Here is a 16,888-nt window from a genome sequence, read left to right on the forward strand (position 1 = left end):
TTTCCTTGACCCCTAGAGAGTCCGTATCAGTTGTCCATGCTGCATGTGCCTCTTATCAGAGACGCCAAGCAAGAGCCGCCTCGCGGCAATGGCGTCGTCCCCCTTGGGGGAAGCCGCGCAGCGGCACAGGGGGTGATCTTGTTTACGCAATCTTGAAACGCGAGACGGACTGGCGCAGTTCTTCGGCCATGTGCGAGAGCTCTCGCACCTGCTGGGCTGTGGAACGTGTGCCCTCCCCCGTCTGTTCGGTCACCGCAAAAATGTGCTGAATGTTCTCTGCCACGCCGTTGGCCATATTGGCTTCGCGCGAGGTAGAGCTGGAAATCTGCTCAATCAGCTCGGCCAGTCTGCGCGACACGCTATCAATTTCGGACAGTGCGGTACCCGCAGAGTCAGACAGTCGTGCACCTTCCACCACACCCTGGGTGGAGCGCTCCATAGCGGCCACCGCATCCTGGGTGTCGGTCTGAATGGCCTTCACCAGCGCCGCAATCTGGCGCGTGGCGTCTGCCGAGCGTTCAGCCAGTCGCTGCACTTCTTCCGCCACCACCGAGAAACCACGACCGGCTTCACCCGCCGATGCAGCCTGAATGGCCGCATTCAGCGCCAGCACGTTGGTCTGTTCGGTAATGTCGGAAATCAGCTCGGTAATTTCGCCAATCTCCTGCGAGGATTCACCCAGACGCTTGATTCGCTTGGAAGTGTCCTGAATCTGGTCACGAATCGAGTTCATACCGCCGATGGCGTTTTGTACAGCCTTCAGACCAGAGTCTGCAGCCTGCAGCGACTGACGGGCCACCAGAGCCGATTCCTGCGCCTGTGCCGAGACGTTGTTGATACGTCCCGCCATGTCCAGAATCGACTTGCCGGTTTCACGAATCTCATGCAGCTGCTCGTTCGATGCAGCCAGCAGCTCGGTCGATGTCGAGTCCACCTGCTCGGTGGTCTGCGCCACACGGGTGACCGTGTTCTGCACCGAGCCCACCAGCGCGCGCAGCTCTTCCACCGTGTAGTTCACCGAGTCGGCAATCGCGCCGGTAATGTCTTCGGTCACAGTGGCTTCCTGAGTCAAGTCACCCTCAGCCACCGACTGCAGCTCGTTCATCAAACGCAAAATAGCGGCCTGGTTGGCATCGTTGATGCGCTTGGCTTCCTGCTCCTGCAGACGCGCATCCATCTGGTGGCGTTCGGCGTCCTGCTGACGGGCACGGCTGTCCATCAGCTGCACGCGGGAGATGCCCACGCCGCAAAGCAGCGCCACCAGCACAGCCAGCGCCAGAGCACTCAGCTGAACAATATTGGTGCCGCCCAGGCTTTGCAGAGAGGTTTGCAGTTGCTCCAGCTGCACGCGCAGTGGTTCGCTATCGTTATTGATAGTGGTCTGCGCTTCGCGTGCCGACACCAGACCTTGCAGATTGCCCAGAATCGCGCTGGCCTGATTGCGGGTGTCGTCGTATTGCTTGATCAGCGTCTGCAGCTGTTCGCGCACCTGAGAGTCTCGCGCTGCAGCCAGACGCAGTTCAGCGCTGCCGTTGAGCAGGCCTTCGGAGATTTCCTTGAAGGAGTTCAAGTCCTTGCCCAGCAGGAACACGGCCTCGGGGCTCACGCCTTCCAGCGTCTGGAATTCGTTGGCTGACTTACCAATACGCTGGGTCAGCATCACCAGCTGACCGGCCGCTGCGATCTCTGCAGGATTGGCACCCTGCTGCAGCTTGAGCGAGGAAATGGTTTCCGCAGTCTCCAGCAGGTCCGCTGACTGGCGGTTGATGGAGCGCAGCGCCTCACCCACCTGGGTCAGCGTCTTTTGCTGGCTCAGAATCAGCGCAGCACTCTTTTCAGCGCGATCCATCAGCGTGCTGATGCCGCTGGCTTCGCCCTGCAGACCATCGCTGACGGCCTTCACACCCAGTTCCGAGTCGCCCGTCACCAGAGCGCGCACATTGCGCGCCAGCACGCCTGAGCTGTCCTTGACGTCACTGAACGCGGGGGCTGCGCCCGTCATGGCCAGAGAAACCGATTTGGCCAGTCGCTGCGACTGCATCAGCGCCTGACCGGTAGCGGCCAGCTGCTGGTTGGAGTTGCTGGCATCGCGCAGCATCCAGACCGCCAGCACCACCAGCACCACCACCGAGCCGCCCAGCACCGTGAACAGGGTACGCTGGTGCTTGGCCACCGTGGCCTTGCCCAGAATGGGCAGGCGAACCAGATCTTCCACGCGTCCGTCCTCATCCATGGAGATGATGGAGGGAGCGCCCTGCACGCTGTTGAGTGCGCCGTCGTACATATCCTGTACCACCGTGTCACTCATCATGCTGCCGTGGGCACCTGCGGCTTCAACCACCGGCTTGCGTTTGAACCAATGACTTACTTTGTTTGCAAAAGACATAGCGCTGTATCCAGAAACCTCAAGCACGAATGCTCAAAAACTTGGCGGTTTGCGACAGGCGCTGCAACTGCAGCTCCTGCCAGCGGCGGCCTGTGCCATCCACATGGACAGCGCCGTAAAAACTCGGGGATCTTTCAGGGGGGGGCTCGGTCTGGGTGAAGGCATCGGCTGCGCGCAAGCCCAGCAATTTGTCCACCAGCAGCGCTGCATTGACTTCCAGCGCAGGATTGAAGGCCAGCAAGCTGCATTCCAGCAGCTCCTGCTCATTGCGAGCCTGGCCGTGACCGAGCATCTGAGCGATGTCGATCACCCCCATCAGTGCGCCGCGCAGATTGGCGATACCGAGGAACCAGGGCTGTGTGTAGGGCACCGGCTGCAGGCCGGTCCAGGGGAAGATCTCGCCGGACTGGGTCAGCGGCAGCAGATAGTCCCGGCCACCCGCCTGCACGGCCAGCCATGCGGCGACGTTGACGCCTTCGCTACGTGCGGCCTGCAGTCGGCCTGCCAGACGGGATTGGAGATCTCTAAGGGCTTCGCGGTTCGCCATGTAGAGCGCCGCCTGTTAAAGAGCAGCGATCTTGGCGTGCAGTTCAGCTGCATCCACCGGCTTGGTGATATAGCCCCGGGCGCCCTGGCGCATGCCCCAGACGCGATCGGTTTCCTGATTCTTGCTGGTGCACATGATGATGGGCACATCGGCATACAGCGGATCGCGGGAGATGGCACGGGTCAGCTGAAAGCCGTTCTGGCCGGGCATGACCACATCCATCAGGATCAGATCTGGCTTGTCTTCGGCCAGGCGCAGCATGGCTTCTTCACCATTCGCGGCCGTGCGCACCTGCAGGCCCTGCCGTTGCAGCATGTCGCTCAGAGCCATCAGCTCTGTCTTGGAATCATCTACGACCAATACTTTTTGAATTGTCATCATGCAGCTCCCACACCTGCGGACTGCTTGCCGAACTGTTCCACGGCCTGCAGCAGTTGATCTTTTGTAAACGGTTTGGTCAGATAGTCTTGGCAGCCCACCATGCGGCCGCGTGCCTTGTCGAATACGCCATCCTTGGATGACAGCATCACGACAGGTGTATTGGAAAAGCGGGCATTGCGCTTGATGATGGCGCAGGTCTGATAGCCGTCGAGCTTGGGCATCAGAATGTCGCAAAAGATCAGCTGGGGCTGGTAATCGTTGACCTTGGAGAGCGCATCAAAGCCATCGTCGGCCAGCAGCACTTCATAGCCGCCTTGCTTGAGGAAAATTTCCGCGCTGCGACGAATGGTGTTGCTGTCATCCACCACCAAAACCCGCAGGGGCACGCTGGATGCTGTCACGGTGACATTCCTCTCAAAAAATCTTTTTTTCGTTGATCCAAGTGGCTTGCGCCCTCAGATTTCCACCATCTCGAAATCGTCTTTGCGCGCACCGCATTCCGGACAGGTCCAGTTCATCGGCACGTCTTCCCAACGAGTATTCGGAGCAATACCGTGTTCAGGGCTACCCTGGGCCTCATCGTAGAGCCAGCCACAGGTCAAACACATCCAAGTTTTAGGGTCAGTCACAGCTTAAAGGGGCTTCACATAGAATGCAATGATTGTATCTAGTCATAACCCCGGCTCTCACCCTTGCATTTCCGGGTGCAAACTGGGGTTCGCCATGGCAACCAACCCCATCTCCTCTCCTTCCCCCCGTTCCAGCCGCGAAGAGCAGGCTACAGAAACAGCGCCGATCTGCGTGCTGGTCTTCAACAGCAGCGACCCCAGCGGCGCCAGCGGTCTGTCTGCCGACATCTCGACGATCTCCTCCGTGGGCGGCCATGCCCTGCCTGTAACGTGCGGCGCCTATGCCCGAGACACGGCGCGCATTTACGAGCACTTTGCTCTGGATGATGAAGCCGTCACCGAGCAGGCCCGTGCCGTGCTGGAAGACATTCCCGTGACGGCGATCAAGGTCGGCTTTGTGGGTGGCCCCGCCAACCTCAGCGCCATTGCCGAGATTTCTTCCGACTACCCGGACATTCCCGTCATCAGCTATATGCCGGACCTGTCCTGGTGGGAAGACGACAAGCAGGATCAGTACCTGGACGCCTTCAAGGAACTTGTCCTGCCTCAAACCTCAGTGTTGGTTGGAAACCACAATACCCTCTGGCGCTGGTTGCTGCCCGACTGGGAGCACAGCCGCAGCCCAACCGCCCGCGACATTGCCATGGCGGCCGAAGCGCTGGAAGTGCCCTATGTACTGGTTACGGGTATTCCCTTGCCTGACCAGTTTGTCGATAACGTGCTGACCACAGCCCAGACCGTTCTGGGCAACAGCAAGTACGAAATGTTCGACGCCTCCTTTACCGGCGCGGGCGATACGCTGTCTGCCGCGCTGACAGCTCTGCTGGCCACCGGAAACGACCTGGGCGTGGCCACGCTGGAAGCGCTGGAATACCTGGACCACAGCCTGGATGCAGGCTTTAGACCCGGCATGGGCCACTACGTGCCCGACCGTCTGTTCTGGGCCCAGCCCGAAGACGATGATGCCGACGACGACGGTGAGGCTGATGAAGCCGAAGCCTCTTCTGACAATGAACCTGAGACAAAGCCCATTGAAGGCTTTGTGATGCCCTCTCATGACACAAAACACTGACCTGAATATTGCATTGTTCGAACGCGCCAAGGACGTGATCCCTGGCGGCGTCAACTCCCCCGTACGTGCCTTTGCCGCTGTAGGCGGTACCCCCCGTTTTGTGAAACGCGCCCAAGGCCCCTACTTCTGGGACCAGAACGACCAGCAGTTCACCGACTACATCGGCAGCTGGGGCCCCATGATCCTGGGCCACGGCCACCCCGAAGTGGTGGAGGCCGTGCAGGCCGCCGTGCTGGAAGGCTTCAGCTACGGCGCCCCTACCGAGCGCGAAGTGGTGCTGGCCGAAAAAATCCGTGAGCTGATGCCCAGCATGGACATGGTGCGCATGGTCAGCTCTGGCACCGAAGCGGGCATGAGCGCGCTGCGCCTGGCGCGCGGCTACACCGGCCGCAACAAGATCATCAAGTTCAACGGCTGCTACCACGGCCACGCGGATGCGCTGCTGGTCAAGGCAGGCTCAGGTCTGGCCACCTTTGGCGCTTCGTCGTCGGCCGGCGTGCCTGCCGATGTGGCCAAGGACACCATCGTGCTGGAGTACAACGATGTCGCCCAGCTGGAAGAAGCCTTTGCCAAGATGGGCAGCGAAATCGCCTGCGTCATCATGGAGCCCATCGCCGGCAATATGAACTTTGTGCGCGCCAGCGTCGATTTCACCCGCCGCATCCGCGAGCTGACGAAGGAACACGGCGCGCTGATGGTGTACGACGAGGTGATGACCGGTTTCCGCGTGGCCCTGGGCGGCGCGCAAAGCGTGTACGCCAAGGAAATCGAAGGCTTTGCGCCTGACATCACGGTGATGGGCAAGGTGATCGGTGGCGGCATGCCTATGGCCGCCTTTGGCGCCCGCCGCGAGATCATGGAAAAGCTCTCGCCCCTGGGCCCGGTCTACCAAGCCGGCACGCTGTCTGGCAACCCCATTGCCACGGCCTGCGGCCTGAAAACGCTGGAACTCATCAGCCGCCCCGGCTTCCACGCCGATCTGCACCTGAAGACCGGCCATCTGATGCAAGGTCTGAAGTCCGAAGCCAAGGCTGCCGGCATTCCGTTCAGCGTAGACTGGCAAGGCGGTCTGTTTGGCTTCTACTTCCTGCCTGAACTGCCCAGCACCTACGCCGAGGTGATGAAGACCGACGGCAAGGTCTTCAACAAGTTCTACCACGGCATGCTGGACCGCGGCCACTACTTTGCGCCAGCACTGTACGAAGCCGGTTTTGTGAGCGCTGCCCACACGGATGAAGACATCGACCGCACGATCGAAGCCGCCAAGCAAGTGTTTAAAACACTTTGAAGGTCTCCCCCTGAGCCGCTTTGCGGCCTCCCCCTCTCTCGCTACGCGGGAGGGGGACGACATCCTCGCTGCGGGGCGGCTCTTGCTTGATGTCCTTGACTTGGAGTGCGCCAGTTTCCAAGCTCAGCTAATTGACTCTCAATTGGCTGATGAATACGCCCCGCTCTGCCCCGGGGTGTTTTTATTTGGGCAACTTGAAAGCCTTGCGCGCTTTGTCTACCGCGACACGCGTCACGCAGCCCGGCGCGTGATCGTTGACCATGCCCATGGCCTGCATCAGCGCGTACATGGTGGTGGGGCCGACAAACTTCCAGCCGCGCTTTTTGAGTTCTTTGGATAAGGCCAGTGATTCGGCGGTCTGCGCCTGAATGTCTGTGCCTGTGGAAGCGTTCTTCGGTGCATAGCGCCAGAAAAATGCCGCCAGCGAGCCTTCAGCTTCTACCATTTCGATAGCGCGCTGCGCATTGTTGATCACGGCTTCAATCTTGCCGCGGTGGCGAACAATGCCCGCATCCTGCAGCAGGCGCGCCACATCAGCCTCATCAAACTGGGCGACCTTGTGGAAATCAAAGCCCGCAAAACCGGCGCGAAAGTTCTCGCGCTTGTTGAGGATGGTCAGCCAGCTCAGGCCGGACTGAAAGCCTTCCAGACACAGCTTTTCAAACAGGCGCTGGTCTTGCCCCACCGGAAAGCCCCATTCCTTGTCGTGATAGCTCACGTACAGCGGCGTGGCCAGACACCAGCGGCAGCGGTGCTGGCCGTCTTCGGCGGGCTGGGTGGGCGACGGGGGTGCGGAAGATGCAGTGGTTTCAGCGCTCATACCCTGCACTCTAACCAATGAAAAAGCCCTGCAGTGATCTCACCACAGGGCTTTCATTTTGATAGCTGCCTGTGCCTTATCTCAAAGGGTTTCAGCAATAAATCCAATTGAAACCATTCAATAACAGGCGGCAGTTGCTCACTTTTTATAAGCTTGCGCCAGCCGCGAATGCCGCATGCCATAGGCCATATAGATCACTGCGCCCAGCGCCATCCAGCCCAGAAAGCGTAGCCAGGTCAGCGTGGTGAGGTTGAGCATCAGATAAAAGCACAGCAGCGCCGAGAGCACGGGCAACACCGGCATAAAAGGCACGCGGTAACCAGTGCTTGATTCGGGCCGCTTTTTGCGCAGCACCAGCACGCCAATACTGACCAGCACAAAGGCCGACAGCGTGCCGATGTTGATCATCTCTTCCAGCAGCTCCACCTTGGTAAAGCCCGCCAGCACGGCCACGATCACGCCCACGGCCAGTTGCAGTCGCACCGGCGTCTTGCGCTTGACCGATGTCACGCCCCAGCTGCGCGGCAGCAGGCCATCGCGGCACAGGGCCAGCAGCACGCGGGAGCTGCCCATCAGCAGCACCATAACCACGGTGGTCATGCCGATCAGCACGCCCACCGAAATCACCTGCGCTGCCCAGCCAGCGCCCACGGCGATGAAGGCGGTGGCCAGCGACGGGTTCTCGGCCTTGGCCAGCTCGGTGTAGGGCACCATGCCTGTCAGCGCCAGCGTGACCAGAATGTACAGCACCGTGACCAGCGCCAGTCCGCCCAGAATGCCGCGCGGCAGCGTGCGCTGCGGGTCTTTGACTTCTTCGGCCGAGGTGGCCACCACGTCAAAACCCAGAAACGCAAAGAACACCAGCGATGCCCCCGAGATCACCCCCAGCCAGCCGTACTGGCTGGGCGCGGCGCCAAACAGCCAGGCCAGCATGGGCTGTCCCCAGACATCGCCTGTCACGCCATGGGCCACCACAGGCGGCTGCGACTGCGGCACAAAGGGCGTGAAGTTGTCGGTGTTCATATAGGTGAAGCCGACCACGATCACAAACACGGTAATCACCAGTTTGATGACGGTGAACACGTTGTTGACCTTGGCCGAAATCTGCGTGCCCGCAATCAGCAGCGCGGTGAACACGGCCACGATGAAGAACGGCCCCCAGTTCAGGCCAAAGCCTGCGATCTGAATCGTCTGCGGAATATCGATACCCGCCGTGGAGAACACCGCCGCCAGATAAATGCCCCAGTACTTGGCCAGCACCGCAGCGGCCGAGATCATCTCCAGCAGCAGATTCCAGCCAATGATCCAGGCCAGCCCCTCGCCCAGCGTGAGGTAGGTATAGGTGTAGGCGCTGCCGGTGACCGGCACGGTAGAAGCAAACTCCGCATAGCACATGATGGCCAACGCGCAGGTGGCAGCGGCCAGGATGAAGGAGAAGATCACCGCCGGCCCGGCAAAGCTGCCCGCCGCGCGCGCGCCCACCGAGAAGATGCCTGCGCCCACGGCCACGGCCAGGCCCAGAATCATCAGATCAAAAACGCCCAGCGTGCGCTGGAGCTGGCGGCCCGGCTCGTCCGAATCGGCCAGCGCCTGTTCAATGGTTTTGGTTTTCAGCCACTGCATGCATATCCATGGGCACTCTTACACCGCGCTTGTGGCGCAGCAGCAGGCCCATCTGTTTGGTCAAAAATGCATCCTAGGGTTTTCACTAGATGCTTGCAGATTCCCTGCGGCATCACCGCCTGTACCGCATGTTTTGTGCAAGCGCTGCAGCACAGCATTGCCAAAAAAGACTAGTCAGCATCGTGATTCACGAAGCCTGCGTGCAGCGCACCGTCAACGCTGCACTCCTGCAAGTAAGTGAGCACTCAAGCAGGATTCAAAAGTTTCCATGGGCTGCCATGGACAGGTTCTTTCAGACCGGCCCCGCCTGCGGCAGCTCTGGCGACAGGGGTATGGGACGAATCAGCACCCACAGAAATGCCACCAGCACCAGCGCTGTGACGACATCCAGAACATGGTGCTGGTGCACCAGCATGGTGGACGCGCAGATGGCAGCACTCCATGCCACCACGCCCAGACACAGCCAGACGCGCCCCTTGCCCCACTGACACTGGCAGATGGCCAGACAGGTCAGCGCCGTATAGACGATGTGCAGCGAGGGCAGCAGATTGTGCGGCTTGTCCACAAAAAACATGGCCGAGAAGATGCTGCGGTAAGGCTCCGCGTCCGGGATGACGCGCTCAAACGCCAGATTGGCCGGGAACAGCACAAAGACCAGCCCGCAGATCAGCGTGCCCGCAATCTGGCGCTTACCCAGCGCCGACAGCACCGGCTGCTGCACCAGCCACAGCGGTAGCAGCAGAAACGGAAAAAAGGAGAAATAGACAAAGATGAATTCCGGCACCAGCGGAATCATGGCGTCCCAGCGCGTGATGAAGTCATAGCGCTGATCGCGCAGACTGGCCAGCCAGTTGGCCGTGGGATAGACCGCATAAGACGCAATCAACACCCAGACCGCCCAGAACACAAAGCCGCGCTGCTTGCGCGAGGACGGGGGGTGGGGTTTGTGGGGCTGAGAGGCGGCGGTCACGGGCTCGGTCATGCGCGGATTATGAAATGGCTGCGCAAGCTGCACCGTAGTCTGAAAGGCAAAAAAGACAAAAGGCCCAAAGCATTACGCTTTGGGCCTTCGAGTATCACTGGCTGCTTACTTGTCTGATGCGTCTGGTGTCTCCAGAGCCTTGGCCGACATCACCCAGCGTGCCATTTGCAAGGCATCCGCCTCACTCACCTGAGGATGGCGCGGCATGATGACATTGCCCCAGACACCCACACTGCCGCCGCGAATCTTGCCAGCCAGATAGCTCTGAGCATCAGCCTGCGCCGCATACTTCTGCGCAATCTCGGTAAAGCCCGGGCCCACAAACTTGCGATCCAGCCCATGGCAGCGCATGCAGTCAGCGCCCTCCACGAGCTTGCGAGCCTGCGCCAGCTCAGGCTTGGTCTCCACCATCGCATCCGCCGCCTTCTCAGCTGTGCTGACCCGCATGATGCGCCAGCCAATATTGGCCACGCCCGCCGCAGAAGCCAGCATGACCAGCCCGATCAGCCAGCCAATCCAGCGCGGCCGAGGCGGGTAGTTTTCTTCGTCGTCGATAGGGTCAGTCATAGCAAAGCAGATTCACAAAAAAGTATGGCCAGCAAACGCCAGCCATTGAGCACATTACCCGAACAAGCACACCCCATCAAAGGGACAGCAAGCAAGGGCCGCCCCGCAGCGAGGCTGTCGTCCCCCTCCCTAGCGCGCAGCGCGTAGAGAGAGGGGGAAGGCGCAAAGCGCCTCAGGGGGTGTTTTTAGTGACGGAAATGGCGCACGCCGGTGAACACCATCGCCACGCCACGCTCGTTCGCCGCGTCGATCACTTCCTGATCACGCATGGAGCCGCCGGGCTGTGCCACGCAGGTTGCACCTGCATCGACCACCACATCCAGACCGTCGCGGAAGGGGAAGAAGGCATCCGACGCCACGACGGTGTTCTGCAGCGACAGCTTGGCCGCTTCTGCCTTGATGGAGGCGATGCGTGCCGAGTCCAGGCGCGACATCTGGCCAGCGCCCACGCCCATGGTCATGCCGTTCTTGCAGAAGACGATGGCGTTGGACTTGACGAACTTGGCAACCTTCCAGGCAAACAGCAGGTCTTGCAGTTCTTCTTGCGTGGGTTGCTTGATAGTCACGACCTTCAGCTCTTCGAGCTTGAGTTCATGGTTGTCAGCCGATTGCAGCAGCAGGCCCGAGCCCACGCGCTTGGTTTCCAGCGCATTGCGCACGGCACCGTAGTTGGCAGGCAGTGCAATCTTCATCAGGCGCACATTGACCTTGGCCTTGAAGATTTCCAGCGCTTCGGCGCTGAAGTCGGGGGCCATCAGCACTTCGACGAACTGCTTGGACACAGCTTCGGCAGCGGCCTTGTCCACAGGGCGGTTGAAGGCGATGATGCCGCCGAACGCGCTGGTGGGGTCGGTCTGGAAGGCCTTGGAATAAGCCTCGAAGGGGTTGGCACCCACGGCCACGCCGCAGGGGTTGGCGTGCTTGATGATGACGCAGGCTGGCACCTCAAAGCTCTTGACGCATTCCCAGGCGGCATCGGCATCAGCGATGTTGTTGTAGCTCAACTCCTTGCCCTGCAGTTGCACGCCAGTGGCCAGCGAGCCATCAGCCACGTTCACGTCGCGGTACCAGGCGGCTTGCTGGTGGCTGTTTTCGCCATAGCGCAGGTCTTGCACCTTCAGGTACTGCTCGTTGAACTGGCCCGGGAAGGATGCGCGCTCAGGCACATATTCTTCGCTCAGCTTTTCGTCTTCGAACTTCACGGAAGACAGGTAGTTGCTGATGGCACCGTCGTACTGGCTGATGCGGTTGAATGCAGCGACCGACAGATCGAAACGCAGCTTGTTGCTCAGCTTGCCAGCGGCCTTGAGCTCGCCCAGCACGGCTTCGTACTGGTCTGCAGCGGTGACAACGCCCACATCCTTCCAGTTCTTGGCGGCGGAACGCACCATGGCGGGGCCGCCGATGTCGATGTTCTCGATGGCGTCAGCCAGTGTGCAGCCAGCCTTGGCCACGGTGGCTTCAAAGGGGTAGAGGTTCACGACCAGCAGGTCGATGGTCTCGATGCCGTGCTCCTTCAGCGCTGCCATGTGGGCAGGCGTGTCGCGGCGGGCCAGCAGGCCGCCGTGCACCATGGGGTGCAGGGTCTTGACGCGGCCATCCAGCATTTCGGGGAATTTGGTGACTTCCGCCACTTCGGTCACAGGCAGGCCCTTGTCGGCCAGCAGCTTGGCAGTGCCACCGGTGGACAGCAGCTGCACGCCCAGAGCGTGCAGGGCTTGCGCAAATTCGACGATACCGGTCTTGTCAGAGACGGAGATCAGAGCTTTCATGGGCGTCAATTCAAAGTTTGGATAAAAACAAGCTGCAAGCGCATATGTATCAAACGCTTGCAGCTATGGATTTGGAAGCACTACAACTCAAAGCAGCTGGTGGTCCAGCAGTTTTTTGCGCAGGGTGTTGCGGTTCAGGCCCAGCCAGTCCGCAGCACGCGACTGGTTGTTGTCGGCCTGGTTCATGACGACTTCCAGCAAAGGCTTCTCGACGAGACGAATCACCATGTCATAGACATTGGCGGGTGTTTCGCCTTCGAGATCGCGGAAGTAGCCCTCCAGGCTGTCGCGCACGACTTGTTCTAAATTCTGATTGCTCATGCAGTCATTCCTGCGGGTTCTTCCAGCTCGCTGCTATCAGCAGCAGCCGTGACAGCCGGTATGCGGTCCATCTGCTGCGCCAAGGCATCCAGATAGTCCGCTACGGCCTGCCATTGCACCGCGCAGTCCTCAATAGTGTTGATGTGTTTTCTGAATTCTTCCCCACCCGGAAGAGCCCGCAGATACCACGCAATATGCTTGCGTGCGCTGCGAACACCCGTTCCCTCGCCATACAGGCTGTAGTGATCCTGTAGGTGCTCCAGCAGCAGGCGGCGCAGCTCGGCCACCAGGGGCGGCGCCATGTGCTCGCCCGTTGCCAGAAAGTGCGCGATCTCGCGAAAGATCCATGGCCTGCCCTGCGCTGCACGACCAACCATGATGGCGTCAGCCCCTGTGTAGGCCAGCACATCGCGGGCTTTCTCGGGGCTGTTGATATCGCCATTGGCCACCACGGGCACGCTCACGGCCTGCTTGACGGCAGCCATCGTGTCGTACTCGGCAAAGCCTTTGTAGCCTTGCTCGCGGGTGCGACCATGCACCGTCAGCATCTGAATGCCCACGTCTTCAAACTGGCGCGCCAGCAGAACGGCGTTTTTGTGCTCATCGCACCAGCCGGTGCGCATCTTCAGCGTAACGGGCACGTTGTAGGGGCGTGCAGCCTCGACGACAGCACGGGCAATCTCCACGGCCAGGGGTTCGTTCTGCATCAGGGCGGAACCCGCCCATTTGTTGCAGACCTTCTTGGCCGGGCAGCCCATGTTGATGTCGATGATCTGCGCGCCGCGCTCGATGTTGTAGACAGCCGCCTCGGCCATCATGGGCGCTTCGGTACCAGCGATCTGAACGGAGATCGGGCCTGGCTCGCCTTCATGATTGGCACGGCGGCTGGTTTTCAGGCTGTTCCACAGGTCTTTGCGCGATGTCACCATCTCGCTGACCGCGTAGCCCGCGCCCAGGGCCTTGCACAACTGGCGAAATGGCCTGTCCGTCACACCCGCCATGGGCGCGACAAACAAACGATTTGCCAATGGAATATGACCAATGTGCAGAGCGGGCATGAAAGGGGTTCTGGGGTCGCCGCAGGCAGTGCTTGCCTGAGGCCGACCGGGTGCTGGAAAAGAGGGCTGAATTATACCTGCTCAATTTTTCAGCAAAGGCAAACTCTCCGCATCACCCTGCAGGGCGAGTCACTATCGAGCCTCGCCCGCAGCCAGACTCGGTTTTTGTCAGTTCTTGCGCACCGGCACGTTGAAATACTGTTCGGGATAGGGCTCGCTGACCAGGGTGTAGTGCCACCATTCCTCGGGCAGATTCTTCCAGCCATGCTTTTGCATCAGCGCCCGCAGCCAGCGGCGGTTGTGCTGCACATCGGGGGACTGGCGGGTGTTGTCGGTATGCGACTGCTCGTCAAACATATCGAAGGGCGTGCCCATGTCCACATCAATACCGTCGGCCAGCGGGCCACGCACCAGCTTGCTGGCGCGCCGGGCATCCAGCACCACCAGCGTCATGTCCACCGTGCTGGCACGGCTGTGGCCGGATTTTTCGGCAATATAGCCGCGTTTGAACAGCTCGCTTTTGGGAACACGCGGGTAGTACATATCCTTGTTCACCTGATCGGCCTGATCCTTGCCCCAGCGCACAAAGTCATCCACAGCCACCTGCGGGCGGTAGCAGTCATAGACCTTGATCGCCAGCCCATTGGCCAGCAGTTCCTTTTGCACAGCAGCCAGCGATTGCGCCGCCGGGCGGCTGAGCCAGCACACGCCCGCCTCATAGCCCGCCACAGGCCGGCCCATGAAGTTGTGGCGCGTGGCATAGCGCATGTCCTGCCTCACCCCGGCAGCCACACTGGCCAGCGGCACCAGATCAGCCGCCGCTTTTTCCTCTGATGGTGGCGTAGTGCCCATATTCTGTGCGCAGCCAGCTATCAAAATTAAAGTAAAAGCCGCAACCGCAACCCGGGGCTGAAAACTCATGCTGATATCTCCATACGCTAGCGACCTTGCAGGATATTGGTCGAATGCGCGATTGTGCCGCAGCCTAAACTTACGCCCCTATGGAAGCATGGATGCATCAAGTGCTGCAATGGCTGGCCCTGCCGGAGCTGGGTCTGAGCACGGTTTTTATTGTGGCGCTGGTCTCGGCTACGCTGCTGCCGCTGGGCTCCGAGCCTGTGGTGGCCGCCCTGGTCACGGCCAGCCCCGAGCTGTTCTGGCCCGCCGTAGTGGTGGCCACGGCAGGCAACACCATTGGCGGCGCCATCAGTTGGTGGATGGGGCTGGGCGCACACAAGGCCTGGAACAAGGCCCGCAAGCTGCGCCACCAGCAAGAAACACCGCCGGCGCGCAAAAGCATGCACAACCAGTCACGCTGGCACCGCATTGCCCGCTACTGGCTGCGCAAGTACGGCGCCAAGGCCTGCCTGCTGAGCTGGCTGCCCGTGGTGGGCGACCCGCTGTGTGCCGTGGCCGGCTGGCTGCGCCTTCCCTTCTGGGCCTGCGTGTTCTATATGGCGATTGGCAAGTTTCTGCGCTACACGCTGATGACAGCGGGCCTGCACCAGATCATCAGCCACCTGTTTTAAAACTCGGTGTGCAGGCGCACCGCCAGCGCGTTGACCGGGCCGCGATCGGCGTTGTATGCGGGATTGCGAATATGCTGCCAGTCAAAGCTGACGCTGGATTTCTTGCCTAGCCCCACGCTGTAGAACATCTCCAGAATGTCCTCGGGCTTGTAGTTCATGCGGCCATCGCCAATGAACGGACCCATGCCGCCAGCGGCCAGATACTGCCGGTGGGTGGAAGACAGAAAGTTGCGCACCACGCCGATGCCCAGCGTATCCTTGGCGCGGCCCCATTTGCGCCCCTGAATCAGCAAACCGGCAGACAAAGAGCGGTCGATTTCCGTGAAGGCATAGATTTCGGTCTTGCCATCGGCCCAGCTGGCGCGGGCAAACAGGCCTACATCGTCCGTCAGCGCCTGCTCCAGATTCAGGCCAAAGCCATGCTTGCTTTTGGCGCCATAGCGGGCGGTATTCAGGTCGGGCACTGCCCCGGTCTGCGCCGCCTGGCTCAGGGCGTCGCTATAGCTGCTCATCACCGCATGATTGCGAAACGCCAACGCGCGCAGCTTGCCGGGCTGGCCAGCCAGCGTGTGGGCGTGGGCGATTTCGATCTGATCGCCATAGTGCTTGAAGATGCGGTAGTCCAGCGGCTGGCCATTGGGCTCCTTGGGCTGGATGAAGCGGCCAAAGCGCAGTTCCCAGTCATCATGGAACCACTCAATGACCGCGCCCCAGGTATAGCCACGCGCATCGGCTGCGTAGTCAAACGCGCCCTGCGTCATCAGCGACCAGTTCATGAACTGGGTGCGCGGGTCGTGGTTGTAGCGGTTGTCGTCAAAGAGATCGATGACCGCCATATTGCCCACCGTGAGCACGGTGCGGCGCTTGTCCACCATGCCAGCCAGCTGGCCAGCATCTGACTCCACCGCTTCCAGCTCGCCGCCCTGGTTCCAGGTCTGGCGCAGATAGGCGCGTGCGCGGTACACCTTGAATTGCGACCCCGCCGTCTTGGCCAGCTCGCCATTGGTGGGACCGCCAAGACCGGCCAGGTGCGATAGCGCAATGCCTTTGGCGCCTTCCAGATCCAGATACACCTCGCCGCCAGCCCAGGGGCGATAACCAAAGGAAGCTGTTGCGGTCAGCGAATAGCTGCGTTCACGCTCGGGCGACAAGCTCATCGGGCCGCTGTAAGGCGCAGAAAAGGCGCGCTTTCTTTGCCAGACATAAGTGCTTTGCAAGTGGGCATTCCACTTCTCTGGCTCTACCGTCGCTGCCGCTGTTTCTGCGGCAGACGAAACTGCGGCAGGCGAATCTGCGGCAGGCGAAACTGCAGGCGCGGCCGCCTGTGGTTCATCAACGACTTGAGCTACCGCCGGCACACCCCATGCCAGGCAAAGAGCGGCCACGCCGACCGCACAGACACGCCAGCCGCGCTCGCGTCGGCTCATTGATTTGGGTTCGCGCATTCAAATTCCTCGCTACGCATTCGCACCACTTTGAATTGGTGGCAGAAACAGCGTGCTATCCGCCCGGAAAAGAAGCCATCAGCCAGCAACGCATGCAGGCATGGCTCCAGGCAAGCCATGCGCAGATATCGTTGAGGGAAAATGGAAAAGGCCAGTGCCGCAAAGGGACGCCAGGAGCAGATCGCCCTCTGCACCCTGTGGCTCACACAAAGACGTCAGCGAGCCTGCAGCGCACCGATGCATGTCACCGGCCTACAACAATCACTTGAGCAGCTAGTCACTGCCGTCCTTATGAAATGAAATTGCGCGGATTATAGGCAGCCCATGCTGCACTGCAATATCGCTTTGTATCGCGGTGTGACTACGCCACAGGCCATGACCTTTGCTGCGTTGTCATCACATCGTCATATATGCACCAAGCCAGTGTCTTTATAGCGCAGGTAGCTATCAAAATAGAAAAGCCCGGAT

At 60.5% G+C, this 16,888-nt stretch carries 17 protein-coding genes; 3 read left to right on the top strand and 14 right to left on the bottom strand.

Annotated features, from left to right (window positions below; translation table 11 throughout):
- Nucleotides 1–142 precede the first annotated feature (142 nt).
- From JDW18_RS18245 to JDW18_RS18265, 5 genes are read right to left on the bottom strand one after another with little or no spacing between them, the layout of a single operon-like run.
- Nucleotides 143–2,386 (bottom strand): methyl-accepting chemotaxis protein, encoded by a 2,244-nt coding sequence (locus JDW18_RS18245; RefSeq protein WP_218240987.1) that lies wholly within the window; start codon nucleotides 2,384–2,386, stop codon nucleotides 143–145.
- 19 nt (nucleotides 2,387–2,405) lie between these two features.
- Nucleotides 2,406–2,933 (bottom strand): chemotaxis protein CheW, encoded by a 528-nt coding sequence (locus JDW18_RS18250; RefSeq protein ID WP_218240988.1) that lies wholly within the window; start codon nucleotides 2,931–2,933, stop codon nucleotides 2,406–2,408.
- 15 nt (nucleotides 2,934–2,948) lie between these two features.
- Nucleotides 2,949–3,311: a response regulator gene (locus JDW18_RS18255; RefSeq protein ID WP_218240989.1), complete on the bottom strand. Its 363-nt coding sequence runs from the start codon at nucleotides 3,309–3,311 to the stop codon at nucleotides 2,949–2,951.
- Nucleotides 3,311–3,715 (bottom strand): response regulator, encoded by a 405-nt coding sequence (locus JDW18_RS18260; RefSeq protein ID WP_218240991.1) that lies wholly within the window; start codon nucleotides 3,713–3,715, stop codon nucleotides 3,311–3,313. Before JDW18_RS18260 ends, JDW18_RS18255 begins: the two co-directional genes overlap by 1 nt.
- A gap of 54 nt (nucleotides 3,716–3,769) precedes the next feature.
- Nucleotides 3,770–3,922, bottom strand: a complete 153-nt coding sequence (locus JDW18_RS18265; protein WP_158385719.1) for a rubredoxin — start codon at nucleotides 3,920–3,922, stop codon at nucleotides 3,770–3,772.
- A 115-nt stretch (nucleotides 3,923–4,037) separates the two neighbouring features.
- Between JDW18_RS18265 and thiD the strand changes: the two genes are divergently transcribed.
- Both thiD and hemL read left to right on the top strand, forming a co-directional pair.
- Nucleotides 4,038–5,015 carry a bifunctional hydroxymethylpyrimidine kinase/phosphomethylpyrimidine kinase gene (thiD, locus tag JDW18_RS18270; protein WP_218240993.1) on the top strand — a complete coding sequence of 326 codons (978 nt, stop codon included), beginning with the start codon at nucleotides 4,038–4,040 and terminating at the stop codon, nucleotides 5,013–5,015.
- Nucleotides 4,999–6,303, top strand: coding sequence for a glutamate-1-semialdehyde 2,1-aminomutase (hemL, locus tag JDW18_RS18275; protein ID WP_218240995.1), 1,305 nt, complete (start codon nucleotides 4,999–5,001; stop codon nucleotides 6,301–6,303). Before thiD ends, hemL begins: the two co-directional genes overlap by 17 nt.
- Before the next feature lie 181 nt (nucleotides 6,304–6,484).
- Here hemL and JDW18_RS18280 read toward each other — a convergent pair whose 3' ends face one another.
- The 8 genes from JDW18_RS18280 to JDW18_RS18315 all read right to left on the bottom strand — a co-directional run bounded on the left by JDW18_RS18280 (nucleotide 6,485) and on the right by JDW18_RS18315 (nucleotide 14,367).
- Nucleotides 6,485–7,123, bottom strand: coding sequence for a DNA-3-methyladenine glycosylase I (locus JDW18_RS18280; RefSeq protein ID WP_218240996.1), 639 nt, complete (start codon nucleotides 7,121–7,123; stop codon nucleotides 6,485–6,487).
- A gap of 138 nt (nucleotides 7,124–7,261) precedes the next feature.
- Nucleotides 7,262–8,746, bottom strand: coding sequence for an amino acid permease (locus JDW18_RS18285; protein WP_218240998.1), 1,485 nt, complete (start codon nucleotides 8,744–8,746; stop codon nucleotides 7,262–7,264).
- A gap of 292 nt (nucleotides 8,747–9,038) precedes the next feature.
- Nucleotides 9,039–9,728, bottom strand: coding sequence for a phosphatase PAP2 family protein (locus JDW18_RS18290; RefSeq protein WP_218240999.1), 690 nt, complete (start codon nucleotides 9,726–9,728; stop codon nucleotides 9,039–9,041).
- A 105-nt stretch (nucleotides 9,729–9,833) separates the two neighbouring features.
- Nucleotides 9,834–10,295 (bottom strand): c-type cytochrome, encoded by a 462-nt coding sequence (locus JDW18_RS18295; RefSeq protein WP_218241001.1) that lies wholly within the window; start codon nucleotides 10,293–10,295, stop codon nucleotides 9,834–9,836.
- Nucleotides 10,296–10,480: 185 nt separating this feature from the next.
- Nucleotides 10,481–12,067 (bottom strand): bifunctional phosphoribosylaminoimidazolecarboxamide formyltransferase/IMP cyclohydrolase, encoded by a 1,587-nt coding sequence (gene purH / locus JDW18_RS18300; RefSeq protein ID WP_218241003.1) that lies wholly within the window; start codon nucleotides 12,065–12,067, stop codon nucleotides 10,481–10,483.
- Nucleotides 12,068–12,154: 87 nt separating this feature from the next.
- Entirely contained in the window at nucleotides 12,155–12,388 is a 234-nt protein-coding gene (locus tag JDW18_RS18305) for a Fis family transcriptional regulator (RefSeq protein ID WP_218241005.1), read from the bottom strand.
- Nucleotides 12,385–13,446 (bottom strand): tRNA dihydrouridine synthase DusB, encoded by a 1,062-nt coding sequence (gene dusB, locus JDW18_RS18310; RefSeq protein WP_218241007.1) that lies wholly within the window; start codon nucleotides 13,444–13,446, stop codon nucleotides 12,385–12,387. The genes JDW18_RS18305 and dusB overlap by 4 nt, the downstream gene beginning before the upstream one ends.
- A gap of 168 nt (nucleotides 13,447–13,614) precedes the next feature.
- Nucleotides 13,615–14,367, bottom strand: coding sequence for a M15 family metallopeptidase (locus JDW18_RS18315; RefSeq protein ID WP_218241009.1), 753 nt, complete (start codon nucleotides 14,365–14,367; stop codon nucleotides 13,615–13,617).
- A 92-nt stretch (nucleotides 14,368–14,459) separates the two neighbouring features.
- On the opposite strand from JDW18_RS18315, the gene JDW18_RS18320 reads away from it, so the two are divergent.
- Nucleotides 14,460–14,975, top strand: coding sequence for a YqaA family protein (locus JDW18_RS18320; protein ID WP_218241011.1), 516 nt, complete (start codon nucleotides 14,460–14,462; stop codon nucleotides 14,973–14,975).
- On the opposite strand, the gene JDW18_RS18325 is transcribed toward JDW18_RS18320, so the two are convergent.
- Nucleotides 14,972–16,420: a carbohydrate porin gene (locus JDW18_RS18325; protein ID WP_218241013.1), complete on the bottom strand. Its 1,449-nt coding sequence runs from the start codon at nucleotides 16,418–16,420 to the stop codon at nucleotides 14,972–14,974. The genes JDW18_RS18320 and JDW18_RS18325 overlap by 4 nt on opposite strands.
- Nucleotides 16,421–16,888: the final 468 nt, after the last annotated feature.

This window comes from Comamonas fluminis (assembly GCF_019186805.1).
Classification (GTDB): domain Bacteria; phylum Pseudomonadota; class Gammaproteobacteria; order Burkholderiales; family Burkholderiaceae_C; genus Comamonas; species Comamonas fluminis.